Source organism: Yoonia sp. SS1-5 (assembly GCF_038443705.2).
GTDB classification, from domain to species: domain Bacteria; phylum Pseudomonadota; class Alphaproteobacteria; order Rhodobacterales; family Rhodobacteraceae; genus Yoonia; species Yoonia rhodophyticola.
This window is the reverse complement of the sequence record NZ_CP151767.2, coordinates 2,306,184-2,322,455: the sequence shown is the minus strand read 5'-3', so window position 1 is coordinate 2,322,455 and position 16,272 is coordinate 2,306,184. Positions and strand designations below refer to the sequence as shown.

The 16,272-nt window shown below is 57.6% G+C and carries 10 protein-coding genes and 1 tRNA gene; 8 read left to right on the top strand and 3 right to left on the bottom strand.

Annotated elements, in window-relative coordinates; translation table 11 throughout:
* Positions 1–274: 274 nt before the first annotated feature.
* Together AABB31_RS13000 and AABB31_RS12995 are read right to left on the bottom strand one after the other, a co-directional pair.
* Positions 275–351: transfer RNA gene (locus AABB31_RS13000), tRNA-Met, on the bottom strand.
* An 85-nt stretch (positions 352–436) separates the two neighbouring features.
* Entirely contained in the window at positions 437–1,417 is a 981-nt protein-coding gene (locus AABB31_RS12995; protein WP_342077728.1) for a glyceraldehyde 3-phosphate dehydrogenase NAD-binding domain-containing protein, read from the bottom strand.
* A 459-nt stretch (positions 1,418–1,876) separates the two neighbouring features.
* Here AABB31_RS12995 and AABB31_RS12990 point away from each other — a divergent pair, with 459 nt between their 5' ends.
* The 8 genes from AABB31_RS12990 (at position 1,877) to AABB31_RS12955 (ending at position 11,766) form a co-directional block, all read left to right on the top strand.
* Positions 1,877–4,201 carry a protein kinase gene (locus AABB31_RS12990; protein ID WP_373634841.1) on the top strand — a complete coding sequence of 775 codons (2,325 nt, stop codon included), beginning with the start codon at positions 1,877–1,879 and terminating at the stop codon, positions 4,199–4,201.
* A 58-nt stretch (positions 4,202–4,259) separates the two neighbouring features.
* A complete protein-coding gene (locus AABB31_RS12985) occupies positions 4,260–5,054 on the top strand; it encodes an FHA domain-containing protein (RefSeq protein WP_342077731.1) in 795 nt (264 codons plus the stop codon).
* Positions 5,038–6,135, top strand: coding sequence for a protein phosphatase 2C domain-containing protein (locus AABB31_RS12980; RefSeq protein WP_342077732.1), 1,098 nt, complete (start codon positions 5,038–5,040; stop codon positions 6,133–6,135). The genes AABB31_RS12985 and AABB31_RS12980 overlap by 17 nt, the downstream gene beginning before the upstream one ends.
* Positions 6,135–7,427 (top strand): hypothetical protein, encoded by a 1,293-nt coding sequence (locus AABB31_RS12975; RefSeq protein ID WP_342077733.1) that lies wholly within the window; start codon positions 6,135–6,137, stop codon positions 7,425–7,427. The genes AABB31_RS12980 and AABB31_RS12975 overlap by 1 nt, the downstream gene beginning before the upstream one ends.
* Positions 7,428–7,585: 158 nt before the next feature.
* Positions 7,586–9,661 carry a dynamin family protein gene (locus tag AABB31_RS12970; RefSeq protein WP_342077734.1) on the top strand — a complete coding sequence of 692 codons (2,076 nt, stop codon included), beginning with the start codon at positions 7,586–7,588 and terminating at the stop codon, positions 9,659–9,661.
* Positions 9,658–10,491, top strand: coding sequence for a dynamin family protein (locus tag AABB31_RS12965; RefSeq protein WP_342077735.1), 834 nt, complete (start codon positions 9,658–9,660; stop codon positions 10,489–10,491). The genes AABB31_RS12970 and AABB31_RS12965 overlap by 4 nt, the downstream gene beginning before the upstream one ends.
* A 96-nt stretch (positions 10,492–10,587) precedes the next feature.
* Positions 10,588–10,950, top strand: a complete 363-nt coding sequence (locus AABB31_RS12960; protein ID WP_342077736.1) for a hypothetical protein — start codon at positions 10,588–10,590, stop codon at positions 10,948–10,950.
* A gap of 33 nt (positions 10,951–10,983) precedes the next feature.
* Positions 10,984–11,766 carry a hypothetical protein gene (locus tag AABB31_RS12955; RefSeq protein ID WP_342077737.1) on the top strand — a complete coding sequence of 261 codons (783 nt, stop codon included), beginning with the start codon at positions 10,984–10,986 and terminating at the stop codon, positions 11,764–11,766.
* A 42-nt stretch (positions 11,767–11,808) separates the two neighbouring features.
* On the opposite strand, the gene AABB31_RS12950 is transcribed toward AABB31_RS12955, so the two are convergent.
* Complete coding sequence (locus AABB31_RS12950) at positions 11,809–16,188, bottom strand: ExeM/NucH family extracellular endonuclease (protein ID WP_342077738.1); 4,380 nt, start codon at positions 16,186–16,188, stop codon at positions 11,809–11,811.
* Positions 16,189–16,272: the final 84 nt, after the last annotated feature.

Genomic DNA, 16,272 nt, shown 5'->3' with positions numbered 1-16,272 from the left:
CGTTTTCGGGCGGCTTACCAAAACAGCCATCCTGATTTGCAACATCGAACAACTGTACCGCACCAGGATCACGCAACTCACCGATGGTCTGAGCGATCCTAACTCCATGAACGTGCTATTCATGCCATCCAAGATTTGATCGCCCACATCAAGCGAACCACCATAGACACTGGGCTTGATGTGGAACCGCATGGTCAGCTGGGTGGGATCATGTACAGGGTTGGCGAAAAAAAACGACGCCCCGCAGGTATGTCTGCGGGGCGTCCGTTGTAATTGGTTGCGGGAGTAGGATTTGAACCTACGACCTTCAGGTTATGAGCCTGACGAGCTACCGGGCTGCTCCATCCCGCGCCAAGTTCGCGTTCTATAAATCTGTCATCTGCAGACCACAAGCGAAAAATTGCAGCAAATGCCACGCTTGAAACTTACATCATCGTCACGGCTGGATCCGCATCATCCCGGCGACATCCAGCATTCGGCAGGAAAAGCCCCATTCATTGTCGTACCAGCCAAATACGCGCGCCAGCCCGCCCTGCGTGACCCGCGTTTCAGGAAGTGAAACGATCACGCTTTCAGGCCGTGCGCGCAGGTCCGATGATACCAGCGGCGCATCAATCTGCCCGATAATCCCGTTTTGCTGGCGCAGAATCGCATGTAAATCTGCAAGGCTGCACGGCCTCTTTGGAACAATGGTCAAATCCACGGCCGACACACTTGCGACAGGAACCCGGACGGCCGCGGCCTCTATCCGCCCGGCGATGTCTGGCAGGACCTGATTGAGCAACCGTTGGGCAGATGTCGTCGTCGGCACCATGGACAGACCCGCCGCCCGGCTACGCAGAAAATCATCGCGCGGGGCGTCAATGGTTGGCTGGCTGCCTGTATAGCAGTGGATCGTCGTCATCCATCCCGTCTCAACCCCCCAATGGTCGTCAATCAGCCTGACAAGCGGCGCAAGCGCATTGGTGGTGCAGGATGCGTTCGACACGATGGGTTGGTCGCCTAGCAATGCATCATTGGCCCCCAGCACAACGGTCAGGTCAGCCGCGTCAGAGGGCCCAGAGATCAGGACCCGCCGCGCCCCGGCTTGCAGACCGCGCTTCGCAACCTCTGGCTCATTCGCTTTGCCGGTGCATTCCATGACAATATCCGCGCCGCCCAGATCAAGCCCGCGCATGGTATCGCTGCGATGCAGCGGAATGCGATGGCCATTCACCACCAGATCCGGGCCGTCCAATCCCACCTGTCCGGGGAACGGCCCGAAGACGCTGTCATAGGCAAACAGGTGCGCGCACAGATCGGGTGCGGCAATGTCATTTATACCAGTAATGGTTATGTCCGGCGCATATCCGGTCGCCCAGGCGCGCAGCACCGTACGGCCGATTCTACCAAAACCGTTGATAAAGACTTTCGCCATTCACACATCCCCCGTTGCGGCAATGCTGCACCGTAGCAAGCGCGACAACAAGGAGGGTTTCAAGTCTGCGGACGAGGCCGCTATACGTTTTCGGTAAAGGAATCGTTAAGACGACCTTCAATCAGCGCCGGGGAATCACTTGTAAATCCCCGCAGAGCGGCGCAGGCGAACCGGGGAAACTGTGCAAAATGCCTGTTTTTTCGAATTTAAGGTAAACGAAGGTGCGGAAATGTGTCCGAACGGCGCTTGACCGCCAAAAATGAATATAAATAACGGGTATCGGCGGTTTTTTGCCGCTATTCCGTTTACGATTAGAGAACAATGGCACAGAATGGTCCGGATTACGGGCCTCGAAACAACAAGTTGGCGTCACTTTTTAGCCCAATTTGAATGAGACTAGACACTGAGTGCAAACGGGCTTTCTCCGTGTGCAACCGAAGTTTGAAAGCTGGATGTGAGATGGGTAAGGCGCAAGTAAAAGATAACGCGGACGACAAGGACAGTTTCGTCGATGAACTGAAGCCGGGCACCAAGTTGATGCACGGTCAGTACACGATCGAGAATTTCTTGAACGCGGGTGGGTTTGGTATCACGTATCTTGCCAAAGACAGCCTCGACCGCAAGATCGTTATTAAAGAGTGTTTCCCCGGTGCCTTCTGCCGTCGGAGCCGCTATATCGTGCAGGCCCGTTCCCGTGCGCACCAGAACGAGCTGAAGTCCATTGTTCGCCTGTTTGTGCAAGAGGCGCGCAGTCTCGCCAAGCTTGATCACCCCAACATCGTTGGCGTGCACCAGGTTTTCGAGGATAACGAAACCGCCTATATGGCGCTGGATTTCGTGGAAGGTCGCGACCTTCTGGACACGATTGAGGATCCTAATCACGGGCTGACGCCTGCGCAGATCAAGTCGATCCTCAAGGAAATTCTGGGCGCTGTGGGCTTTATCCACGATCAGGGCATCCTGCACCGTGACATTTCGCCGGACAACATTCTGATCAACAGCGACTTTCACCCGGTCCTGATCGACTTTGGTGCTGCGCGTGAAGAAGCAACCAAGCAAAGCCGGGTTCTGTCTGCGCTGCGCGTGGTCAAGGACGGCTATTCCCCGCAGGAATTCTACATTGCAGGGTCCGAGCAAAGCCCAAGCAGTGACCTGTACGCGCTGGCTGCGTCCTTCCACCACCTGATTGCAAAGGACGTGCCGCCCAACTCGCAGGCTCGTCTTGCCGCTATCGCATCCGGCGAAGCTGACCCATATGTGCCGCTGATCGGCCGCTTCCCCGATTACGACGATGATTTCCTGGCATCCATCGACAAGGCGCTCGCCGTCCTGCCGAAAGATCGTTTGCAGTCCGCCAAGGCCTGGATCGACATGATGGACGGCAATACCGACAACGTCACGGCGTTGAACGTTGCCGGTGCTGCACCTGTTGCCGCCGTGGCTGCGGATGAAGGGACACAGACCCGATCAAAAATGCCAATGCTCCTTGGATCGGCCGCCGCTGTTGCGTTGCTGATCGGCGTTGGTGCGTTTGTGGCAACCGGCAATGATACGCCCGAAGCGACCCCGGTGGCTGCGGCACCCGAGGTGTCCACTGCAGTGCCCGAGGCGCCCGCAAACGTCGAAGTTGAAACCGCTGCGGTCGCACCGGTCGAGACAGTGACCACCCCCGAAGTGACCACGCCTGTTACAACTGCGCCCGAAGCGCCGACCGTAACGACGGACGACGCCGCCGTGGCCCCTGTTGAAGAGGCCGCCGCCCCCGTCACCGAGCCTGTGGTTGAAGCCCCGGCCGAGGAAGCACCGGCTGCCGAAACACCGGAACCTGTGGGTCCTGTTGTCATCACAACCGACACCGGCACCGATGCGGCAGAAGAAGCGCCAAATGGTCCCGTGATCGTATCCGGCACCGAAGCCGCGACCCTGCCCGTTCCGGCAGTTCGCCCTGCCGTGCGTCCCGAAAGTGTAGAGATTGCAGCCGCGCCGGTCATCGAAGCGCCCGCGCCACTGCCAGAGCCTGTTGCGACGCCGCGGCCTGAGACCGACGCGCTGGAAGGCACCCGCGATCTGCCAAGCCAGACAGCAAACCGTCCGGTTGCCGATGGTGCGACCCCAGCGGTTGCGCTGCCCAGCACGCCGTCAACGGTCAGTGCGGTTGGCCCCGGTCCTGAAGCGCAAGAGATTGTTGCTGTAAAGCCTGGTAATGAACTGCCGCCAGCATCCGTGGAAACACAATGGACGGTTCAATTGCCGTTCGAAGCAGATGCAGCCGGATCCAACGTGATTGGTCAGGTCGGTGCGATCTCACCGGTTTGGGTCAAGCCCGGCCTGGTGGTCACATCCGTAAACGGTACACCCGTTGATGCGATCAGCCAGATCCCAAGCGTATTGCGCAACGCCACTGATATCGGTGAGGCCGATCAGATCGAAGTCGCATTCGGCACCTTGGACCCCGCGACAAGCGAAAGCGTCGATCAGCCCTGGATCCTGCCAGTGGTTCAGCAGACTGAACTGCGCAACGGCGTGAAATTCCAGACAAGCTATACCGGAACAGAATGGCGGACAGTTGTGACCGACGCACCGGAAAGCGGTGCGGGTGAGTTGAAGGTGGGCGATGTGCTTGTCAGCTACATCCCGACTGGTCAGGATTTTGTAAGCCGTGACGCGATCGCGACGATCGTCGAAAGCGAACTCGAAAAAGGAACGAAACAGTTCATTTTCTCGGTTCGGCGGGGCGAAAGTACGTGGGTGGCGCCAATGAATTACACTGGTGATGAGGAATAATTTACGGGACGGCAGGCCTTGCGGCCACGCCCTGTGATTTAGATGGAAGGTAGGTAAAATGAAATTTCTTCTTGCTCTATTCGGTAGAAAAGACAGAAACGCTGGCCGATCTGATGCGGAAACGCTCGAACAGTCCTATCGGGACACAATCGGTTCGATCGTCGAGGATGAGAATGGCGATGCCGGGGTCAGCGATATGCTCACCAACATCAATAGCAAGGTAAATGCTGGTGATGGCGGCGCGGCCGGTGGTGTGAACATCTGGGACATGGAAGACGGCTCGACCGAGCTGCCAACCGAAGTGCCGGATCTGCCTTCCGCAGGTGCAGCTGACGCTGCCAGCGCCGCAATGCGGTCGCCAGCACGTGCCCGCCGGACCAAGACCCGGTTGATCGGCTTTGACAAGTCCGACGGCGATGTTGTGGACATCTTCAACGATGCGCCCAAATCCGCCCCGGCACAACGGTCCAAGTTCCCAGTGGGCTGGATCGTGGTTTCCGAAGGTCCGGGCCGCGGCGAAAGCTTTTCGCTGTTTGCTGGAATGTCCCAGATTGGCCGTGGCGAAGATCAGGCTGTGCAGCTTGATTTTGGCGACAACTCTATTTCGCGCACAAACCATGCGGCGATCGTCTATGACCCAGAAGCAAAGGAATTCACGCTGGGCCATGGCGGCAAGTCGAATATTGTGCGCCTGAACGACAAGCCTTTGATCAGCAACGAGACGCTGAAAACGGGTGACGTCATGCGTATTGGTGAGACGGTTCTGCGCTTCGTAGCCCTCTGTGATGAAAATTTCAGCTGGACAGAAGACAGTGCAGACGGGGAGGATGATGAAGATGTGGCGATCGCCTGAACCACGTTTTGACGTCGCGTCAGCGATTTGTCAGGGCGGTAGAGACTATCAAGAGGACGCAATTGTCACCGACTTCCCGTTTGGGGCGGACAGTGGTGTTGTGGTTCTTGCAGACGGCATGGGCGGTCACGCCGCTGGTGATGTCGCCAGCAAGATCGTCGTGACCGAAGTGTATAGTGAGCTGAAATTCCAAAGTGCGAATTTCACGGATTTCGAAAATGAGATCCCGCAATATCTGACCTCTGCGGCTGTGAACGCCAACAATGTTGTGCGCGAACACGTCAAAGAGAACCCGGATACACGCGGAATGGGGGCTACTCTGGTGTCCCTGGTCCTGATCGAAAACCGGATGTTCTGGATGTCGATTGGTGACAGCCCGCTTTATCATTTCCGTGCCGGAAAGATGCAGCAGCTGAACGAAGACCATTCGATGGCGCCGCAGATCGACTTTATGGTCAAGCAAGGTTTGCTGGACCCGGCTGCCGGCAAAAACCATCCGGATCGCAACTGCCTGACCTCGGTCATCCTTGGCGATCGCGTGGCGAAATCGGATTGTCCCCGGACACCGTTTGAGCTGCAGGTTGGTGATATCGTTGTCGTTTCGTCTGACGGCCTGCAATATCTCGAAGAGCCGCATATCCAGAAGATCCTGCACCGGTATCGCCGTCGCAAGAGCGCCGAAATCTGCGGTCACCTTCTCGAGGCAATCGAGGCGCTGGGTGATCCTGATCAGGACAACTGCACGTTCTCTGTGATCAAGCTGAACCACAACAAGCCGGTGATCCGCGCGATCCGCGCCAAGCCTGCAGGTCAGATTGATACGCACGGGTCGAACATCACGCGTGTTGTCGATATGGACAAGAAAGACGCGATTGTGACTCCCGACGGTATGAAGCCGCGCAACCCCGAAGCGGCCCGCGTCAAGGATTTGCAACTGCCGCCGACCGTCAAAGAGGTCGCGCCGTTGAAGTCCGTAGATGGCAAGACTGACGCGAAATCGCAGTCGCCAAAAGGCGCTGGCAAGAAAAAGGAGGTTGAAGAGGCAACGCCGCCGGCTAAGTTAGCCGCCGGAGGTAAGTAATGTCGAACCAATCTCTGGGCGCACGCGTCCACGAACAACTCAAACAGGCAGTCGCGTCAAAGCGGCTGCCTGAACCCGCTCAGGAACGGGCCGAACATCTGTTGTCACGGATCGAGCAACCGGTCCGGCTGGCGTTGATGGGCCTGCCTTCTTCTGGAAAGTCATCCTTGTTGAATCTGCTTGTCGGATCCGAGGTTGTTCCCGAAGGCGTCCGCCTGCCAAGCCTGCAATTGACCTATGGTGACGAGGCAAAGGCGACCTGCACCCTTGCGGATGGCAGTCAGCAGACCCTGATCAGTGTGGATCCATCCTCGATCGCCGAACAATCCCCGGTGTTTGTGGACCTGCAGCTCCCGCTGCCAGCCTTGCGCAAGATTTCCGTGCTGGAGGTCGTCGCCCCCGAGGACAAGGCATCCATGCATCGGGCCAGCCAGTGGGCGGCCAAACGTGCGGATGTCGCGCTGTGGTGTACCCAAGGATTTAACGCGCTTGAACAGGCCCTGTGGTCTGTGATGCCTGATCTGATCAAGGACCATGCGTTCCTGATGATCACGAAGGCCGATTTCCTGAAGGCAAACGGGATGCTGGAAGCGAGCGAAGGCACAATTCGCAACACAGCCCAGCATGAGTTCAACAAAATCATGCCGATTGCCACGCTGGACGCCATTGGCGCACGTGACGATGACGGCAATGTGGACAAGGCCGCGCTGAAGGCGTCGGGCGGGACGGCGTTGATCTCGGCTGTTCTGAAACAGGTGGATCAAGGGCGTCAGACGGCCATTGATATGGCCGATATGCTGATGCACCAGAACATGGATGTTTTGGCCGACATCATGACCGCCGAAGATGTGCCTGCCGACGCACCAAAAACCACCGCCAAGGCAAAGCCGAAAGCGAAATCAAAAGCCAAGCCCAAAGCCGCCGCCAAGAAAGCCGATACCCCGGCCGATATCGTGACTTTGCAGCCAAGCACGCGCGATGCCTATGAAAGTGCTGTGTCCTATATCGTGGCTGAAAGTCAGGCGATGCTGAAACTTGCCGAAGGGTCTCAGGATGGGGCACCTGCAAAGATCATCGCCAAGACGGTCGAAAATATGCAATGGTTAAGCGAGCATCTGAATGACAACGGTGATGCTGCCGATGAACGCCTTCAGATCGCGCGCAACGCCGCCATGGATGCCGCTGATCTGGTGCAGTTGATGCAGATGGAAAAGAGCGACAGCGCCGCGATTGAGGCGTTAAGCCTGCTTTTGCAGATCAAGCACGAGTTGCAGGCCGACCTGGCTGCGTAACCTGCGACAACACTTGAAAGAAATGAGAAACAATCGCCATAGTTTTGCCCTGCTAACCTGTTTCCATTATAGCAATAAAGCTGGCGTAGAGTCGTGATTTGGCGGCGCATTGAACAACTGTTAAGAAGTTTTGTGATTGAGGACGGACAGGAATGAAAATGGAAGAGCTGACAAAAGGGGACGGCTACAAAGTCCCGGCAGCGCACCACCCATTCATGCGACTCGGCCTCGAAAAGCTGGAAGAGTTTCATGACGAGATCAAGGACCTCGAGGCCACTCTCGGGGATGTCGTCAAGCTGGGCAGCAACGACACCGAGAAGAAATCTGCCAAATTAATCAAATCCTTAAGGGCTTTTGAGCCAAGCATCACGATGATTGGCCAGATCAAGTCTGGCAAGACGTCACTGGTCAACGCAATGATCGGTCGGCCTGATTTGCTGCCTGCGGATGTGAACCCGTGGACATCGGTTGTGACCTCGCTGCATCTGAATGCGCCCTTGCCGCTGGATGCGCCGACGGCCACGTTCCAGTTCTTTAGCCAGGGCGAATGGGACCACCTTGTCGAGAATGGCGGCCGAATCGGTGAACTGTCGTCGCGCGCCGGCGCTGATGAGGAGCTTGAGAAAGTCCGCGAGCAGATCGCAGAGATGCGTGAAAAGACAAAGGCCCGACTGGGGCGCAAGTTTGAACTGCTGCTGGGTCAGAAACACAATTACGCCGAACTCACTGACGAGCTGGTGGAACGCTACGTCTGCATGGGCGATGATTTTGAGGACCTCGACGAAGAGGATCAGCAGGGTCAGTTCGCCGATATCACCAAATCGGCCGATCTGTATCTGTCCGCCCCGGCCATCCCGATGCCGTTCTGCCTGCGTGACACCCCCGGCGTGAACGATACCTTCATGATGCGCGAGCAGATCACCATCAACGCATTGCGCGAAAGCCGCATCTGTGTGGTTGTGCTGTCAGCGCATCAGGCGTTGAGCTCTATGGATATGGGCCTGATCCGGTTGATATCGAACGTAAAGGCCCGCGAGGTTGTGATTTTCGTGAACCGGATCGACGAATTGTCGAACCCCGCTGATCAGGTGCCCGAAATTCGCGACAGCATTTTGCAGACCCTTGCGGACAATAACGGCCCCGAAAACCCCGAAGTTATCTTTGGCAGTGCGTATTGGGCGAATATCGCTTTGTCTGAAGATCTCAACGAAATCGTGTCCGACAGTGCCGAGGCCTTGTATAACTGGGCTGAAGTGGCGCTGGATTCCAAGACTGCCGGCATGGAAACGAACGAGCTTGTCTGGCATCTGTCAGGGGTTCCCGCACTCTACAAGGCGTTGGCCGACCGGATTGCCGAAGGGCCGGGTGCGGAAATTCTGACATCCTCGCGCAAGCGTGCCTTGAACCTTGTCAGCGGTGTGCGCGCGTCGAACTCTGTCGTGTCCATGCGTCTGGACGGCGACAATGTCGATGTGATGCCGCATGGCGAACTGGTGACACATCTCGATAAGCTTGAGGCCGACAATCTGGCGCTGCTGAACGAACGGCTGGACATCGTTTTCCAGCAGTTCGGGTCGCGGGTTGACCAATCGCACAAACGTTTCCTGGATCGTGCACTGGAATCCCTGCTGCAGCATCTGGAAACCAATGGTGAAGATCAGGTCTGGCAATATAGCCCTGACGGGCTGCGGATGTTGCTGCGGACCAGCTATCAGGTCATGCGCCGCAATGTATCGTCGACCTGTGATCAGGTGTTTCAGGTCGCATCCACCGAACTGGCGGAAACCTACCGGACAGCGTTTGGTGTCGATGTTGAGAACTTCACGATCACACCGCCTGCGGCGCCGGAAATTCCTGCGCCTGTATCGCTTGGGCAGACCATCGCGCTTGATCTGCAGACATCCTGGTGGAAGGGCTGGTGGAAACGCCGCAAGGGCTACCGCGCCTTTGCAAGTGGCTTTTATGACCTGATCGAGGCTGAAACCGCCCCTATCGTGGATGAACTGAAAGTCAGGCAAGCCAACGGTATTCGGCAAATGGCCGAGCGCGAGTTGACAGATTTCATGGCCGAACAGCGCGCCTTGCTGACCGATATCAGCGAGAAATCGAATATTGGTGTTGATGACCTCGAGAATATCTTTGGCATCAAGGCCCAGCAAGAACGCGAAGAGCTGTTTGACTACATCTTCGAAGAGCTGAGCCATGGCGCCGCCATCGACGGATCAGCCGCATGAGCGAACGGCGCAAACCCCGGATCGCCCTGATGGGCGAATTCAGCGCGGGCAAAAGCACCTTGTCAAACCTGCTGCTTGGCGCCCGACCGCTGCCCGAAAAGGTGACCGCCACACGCCTTTCGCCGGTGTGGATGTCCTATGGCAACGCCCAACCCTACCGCGAAGATGTCGACGGTCATGCCGAGGCTATCTCGCTTGATCACCTCGAAGGGATCCCGGTCGAGGAAACCCGGGTTATCCGGCTTTTCATGGAATGCGACGTTCTGGATGTTTGCGACCTGATCGACTTTCCGGGCATCTCTGATCCCAACATGTCATCAGAGGTCTGGGAACGTGTCCTGCCCGAGATTGACGCCGTGATCTGGTGCACCCATGCGACCCAAGCCTGGCGCCAATCCGAGGCTGCGGTGTGGGAAACAATGCCGCAATCGGTTCGCGAGAATTCCATCCTGCTGATCACCCGTTACGACAAGCTGACGACCGACAAGGACCGCCGCCGTGTCTTCAAGCGGGTACGCCGCGAGACCGAAGGACAGTTCGGCGGCACGTTCCCGATTTCACTGCTTCAGGCGCTGGAGGCGGGGGATGATTACGAAAAGTGGGATGGCAGCGGGGCTGGCCCGTTTGTCGAACATTTGATCGAAACGCTGCAAAAGCTGTCCGATCTTGCGGCCCGCAGCCCAGAGCCGCTGTATAACATTGCCGACGGTCAGGCTGTCCCCGAACATGTGGCCGCCCCGGTTGTTCCGCGTCGTGTGCAACGGTCCAGCGACACAGAGCAGCCCAAGCGGGTGCGCCCGGCGGCTGCCTCTTCAAATGGCAACAGCTGACGGCGTTTGATCGCGCGCGCCTCTTTCACAGGCTTCCCCAATCTCTTATTTTCCCTTAGTGAGGAACAAGGGCTATGAGAAGACGGGTAGAGAAACATGGTTGTTGATGATTTGGACGCGCTGAAAGGCAATTTTTCGGGCTGCGATACGCTGGCATTTGCTGATTTGTCGACACAGATGATTCTGGTGACAAATTCGGACACGACATATCGGCGCGAAAGTCTGGACAAGCTTTGTGCAGAGGCCGCGATGGCGCTGGGCACAGATAAGAACCCCGCCTTTGGCGATAGCCCCAGCAATGCCGCCTTTGTTGCCACAAAGGATCAACTGCGTATCTTCCTGCGCGCGCCCGCCGAGCCGACGGATGTGTTGTGCTGCGTCTGTGCGCCGGATGTGGATGTTGCTGCATTCCTGTCGGACGCGCGCCCCTGTCTTGACCGCATCAGCGGCGGCACCTAGGCCAAGAAATATAGTGATCGCAGGACAACACAAGTGATTGATAATACATCCCTTTCCACGAAACTGGCCGCTCTGGTTGCGGCAGATGCGGTTTTTGTCGACGGCGGGGCGCGTGTGATATCATCCGGTGGGGCCCCGCTGCCGATGTCCGCGATCCTGCGCGAGGTCGACAATACCGTTCTGGAACGGACCCTGACATTCACCATGGGTGATGTCACCGTCAGCCTTGTTGCGGCTGGCCGCAGGTTCCGTGGCATTACGGCGATTACCGGCGACGTTCCTGACAAGGATGACGTTGTGGGCCAGTTCCTGTCGGCCGAAGACCCCGACACGATCAACACCGTTGGTGCCGCCCTGACGGCGATATCCACCGCAGCCGCCAAGATTACGGTGCTTGCCGCCCCGGTGAAGTCCAGCAGCCCAAGCGCTGACACCGGCGTTCCGGCAACTGCGCTGGCTGTGACCTGGGGTGTCGATCTGGATGCGGCGCCGCCGCCTCCGGTGGAACGTTTTCTGGCTGCAAATGCCGGGGTGATGGGTGGTCTGCTTTATCTGGTGGATGACAAGCTTGTCGAGGCCGAAGGCGATTCCGAAGTGCTGCAGGCGATTTGGGACGAACAGATTGTCGCGTTTCGCACGGCTCATGCAAAAGTCAGGCCTGATCAGGACGGGCCCGTTCTGATCTGTCTGGAAAATGCCTTGGCGGGCGAGGGTGCCGTTGCACTGGTCAGTGCCAAGAATGAAACGGGCCTGTTTTCCTATGATACTGCTGCGATCGGCACCCTGTTGGCCTCTTGGGCCGCGATCACCGGATAGGCTCTGCCCGGCGCGATGCCCCGGGCAGCACATTCAATATTCCTAGCCTAGCAATGGATCTGGCCCGTCAAAGTCCAGGCCGATGATCAATGGATCATGATCCGATGCGCCATAGACCCCGTCATTGTAGAAGGCGGAGTTCTTGAATGAGGTATCATAGTTCAGCAGATCAGGCTCGTCTGCGTTGATATGCCATTCGGTCGCGCCGGTGACAAAGGCCGCCAATTCCGCATCGGCGAGCCCCTGATCCAACGTGCCGCGCTGCCCGTCAAAGACAAAGCTATACGCCTCGTCCTGCCCGATTTCGCGGTCGATCAGATCGACAAGACCTGCATCCTCTGCAAGGTGCTGGACCGGATCTTCCTTGGCATAGGCATTCAGGTCACCAAGCAGCACATAGTTCGTGGTGCCGCCCCCATTGTAGCCATTCGCGATCCAGTCACCCAGTTCGATGGATGCATCCAGCCGGACCTGGTTCCAGAAACCCTGCCCATCGCCCTGATCAAAGTTCGGGTCGGCGACAAGCGCATCCACGTCGGCCTGCGTGAACCCGGTTGCCGTTCCTGCGTCAAGCGCGTCTTGCGCCGCTTCTGCCAACCGATCAAGCCCGCTTGGTCCTTTGGATTTGAAGTGTGATGACACCACGGTAAAGATCTCGCCTGTTTCAAGATCTTCAAACGTTGCCGCGACAGAGGGTCTATTGCGTTGGAAGTCACCAACCCGGTCAGTGCCCAGCGCGGTATCCAGCACATTTGCCAGATCAAACGTCGTTTGCGCGGATTGTTCCACGTAGACCAGTGTTTCCGAATGTATCAGCCGCACAGCGTTCTGATCGTAGATGACCCCGGTCGTGATCGCATCGGTCCCAATGAAACCTGCATCCGCCGTCGGGTCCGCAAAGGCGTAGGATGCGCCGGATCCGGATGCCGCAGCCTCGATATTCAAAGCCCCGACAAGGGTTGCGATTGCAGACGTGGCGCCAAAGCCGCCATTCTCGATCTCTTGCAGGGCAAACACTTCGGCCCCGGTTCCGGTGATGGCCGCGACCAGTTTTTCGGTCTGCCGCCCCAGTTCGTCCAGCGTATCCGCCCCGCGCGGGTCAAGGTTGTTCGGCCCTGATCCTGCACCGGCTTCATCAATAGTCGCAAAATAGTTCAGGACGTTCACGCTTGCGACCTGCAGGTCACCGCCCACATCATCCGGCGTATCCTGACGCGCCCCGCTATTGGTGCTTTCATCAATATCCAGCGTTTCGGTCACGATCAGTTGGTAATCGCCAAACGCAAAGGACAGAACGCCGGTGACATCATCCGTCAGTTCGGTGCCCAAACGCAGCGTCGATCCCGCATCGCCAAAATCATCGCCTGCGTCAAGAAACCCATTGCCGTTGTCGCCGGGTCCACCGGGTACAAATTCAAACTGGTCCGGATTCTGGCTGCTATCGCCGTCATCAAGGATCAACCGGTTGATCTGGTTCGCCTCTTGCAGGGCTGCGATTTCATCGGCCTCGGTCTGCGCATCAAAGAGCTGTGTTGCCTGCGTCTGCGCGCCGGCGCTGATGACAATCTGCCCGAAACGGTCAAAATTGAAGTTCTCGATCACGATCAACGGATCAGGCTTACCGCTGGAGACAGTGATCAGCATCCCTTCGACCGCTTCAAAATCGGGTGCTGCGTCGGGGGATAACAGCACCTCTGCTGCCGTGGGTGTCGCGACCATGTCCATGACAATAACCGGGCTGGTCACATTGGTAAGTTGCGTCTGGCCAAACCGTTCCTGCACCTCGCCCGTCACCTGAACCTGATTGCCGACCGCAACCATGGCTGCCGCCCCGGTAAAGACAAAAATGCCCTCTGACGTGGCGGCGTCGGCGTCTGCATCGCTGTCTTCCTCTTGCAGGTAGTAGCCGTTGGACACCACATGCGTGACGACCGCCTCAACATTGACCGACTGGCCCACCAGCGCGGATTCCGCACCACTGCCTTGAATGGCGCTGATCAGGGCGTCGGTCGCGGGTGGATCGACAACCTCATCATTGGCGGCGCCGGATGTCGCCGCGCGGGCGGCCCCCCAACTGCCGTCATCATTGCGTTGCAGTGAAAGCCCCTCTGCCTGATCGCCGGCCTCTGCCACGCCGATATCGACCGAGGTTTGTCCATTGGCTGGCCCGTCGGTTGCGGTGATTTCCCCCTCGTAGCTGAGGAATTCAACCACGACCCCATCATTGGACAATGCGATCCCATCAGGGCCGTTCTGAACACTGCCTTCAAAGACGTAATAGTCATAGGTGCCATCCGTTGTCCGGGGCAGGCTGCTGACCGCAAAGCTTTGATATGACGCGCCGCCGTTTCCGTTGTACAGATCGACGCTTAGCAGGCTGACATCTTCGCCCGCATTGACGCGGATTTCCACAAATTCATTATCGTCCGCCCCGTCATCATCATAGTGAAATTCGTTGATCCGGGCGCTTGTCGGTCCTGCAACAAATGCGTTGGCGGCCCCCGCGGTGTTGGGCCCAGCCTCGGCCCAGGCACCGGCATCGTTGCGCTGCAGGCTGTCGCCAATCGGCGTTGCCCCGCTTTCTTCCACGCCGATATCGACCGAGGTCTGACCATCGGCCACGCCCCCAATCGCGGTCAGCGTCCCCTCGTAGCTGAGAAATTCGACCAGCCCATCGCCATCAGACAAGGCAATCCCGTCCGGGCTGCCATTCTGCAAGCCATTGGCTGGCAGGTTCCAGACGTAGTAGTCGTAGGTTCCATCGCTCGACTGTACAGCGTCGGACAGATCGAGTGTGTCGTAGGGCGCGCCATTGGCCCCGTTATAAAGCGTTATTCCGACGCCGCTGGCATCTGCCCCTGCATTGGTGCGGATTTCGATGAACTCACCGACATCGCCCCCGTCATTGTCATAGTGAAACTCGTTGATCCGGGCGTCCAGGGCGATGGGGGCAGGGACATTGGCCGCACCGGCGGTGTTCAACGCGGGCGCGGCCCAATTGCCATCCTCGTCGCGCTGCAGCGAGAAGCCAACTGTCGTATCGCCGGCCTCTGCCACGCCAATATCGGTCGAACTTTCGCCATCTGCGGCGCCGCCAACTGCGGTCAGGCTACCCTCATAGCTGAGGAATTCGATCAGGGTTCCGCCATTCGACAGGGCCAGGCCGTCAGGGGCGCCATTCTGGATACCGTTGCTGGGCAGGTTGATCAGATAGTAATCATAGGTCCCGTCAGTGGTCATGGTCGCAGCGTCAATCGTCGCCGTGCGATAGACCGAACCATTCGATCCATTGTAGAATTCCAACAGCAGGGCGCTGACATCATCCCCGGTATTTGTCCGTATCTCGACGAATTCACCCACATCTGTGCCGACATTGTCGTAATGGAATTCGTTGATCCGGGCGACTACGGGCGGCACTTCATCTACATCTGTGACGGTCACGGTGATATCTTCGCTGGTGCTTGCACCCTGTTCGTCCGTGACGGTGATTGTCAGGTTGTAGATATTGTCGGCGCCATCGTCGGCGGGCGCTTCAAAATCGGGGGCCAGGATAAAGCGCAGGGTGCCTGTTGCGTCAAATTCGAACAGGCTGGCATCAACGCCGCCAAGCGAAAAGATCAGAAAGTCGCTGTCAACATCCGTGGCGCTGATGTTTGCGATGACGTCGGCCTGATTCTCGGCGACGGTCGCGTTGTCGACTGTGAGCACAGGCGCATCATTTGTCCCTTCGATGGTGATGCTGACCACGGCGGTGTCTGTCCCGCCTTTGCCGTCATCAACAACATAGGTGAATGTATCGACCGCAAACTCGCCAGCCTGAAGACTGTCAAACTGCGTCCCGGGGGTGTAGCTGATCGTTTCGCCGTTCAAAGCCACGGGCACGCCGGATGCGCTTGTCTCGGACACGCTGATGATGGTCAGGGTATCCCCGTCAAAATCCCGGTCATTCTGCAGCAGGCCAAACGTGTTGATCGCCAGCAGATTGTTTTCAGGCAGGCTGAACCCGTCATCATCCTCGGCCAGCACAGCATTGTTGGTGCCGTCAATGAACAACGTATAATCATCCGCCGCGAAATAGAGCGCCTCGACGCCGACTAACCTGTCACGCCCGGCATCATCAACCGCCGTGGTGGACGTAACCGTCGTCCGGCCAAACCAGCCATAGCCCATCTGGATGTCATAGTCCGCGATGCCGCCCGCGTATCGGGCGATGTCAAATCCGAAACCACCGTTGATGTAGTCATCCCCGGCCCCGCCGGTCACAAGGTCGTCGCCAAATCCTGCGATGATCCGGTCATTGCCGGCCCCGGTCGAAATATCGTCATCACCAAAGAAGCTGAAAATGAAATCTCGGTCATCGGTTCCTGTCAGAACGTCATCCCCAAATGTACCAAACTGAAAATTCGGACGATAAAATGTCATGTTACTTCCCCAGATGTTGCAGTTCTTTTTATGTCTAGGAAATTTGTAACAGCATTATTTTGCAGAACACACACGTTAATCGTG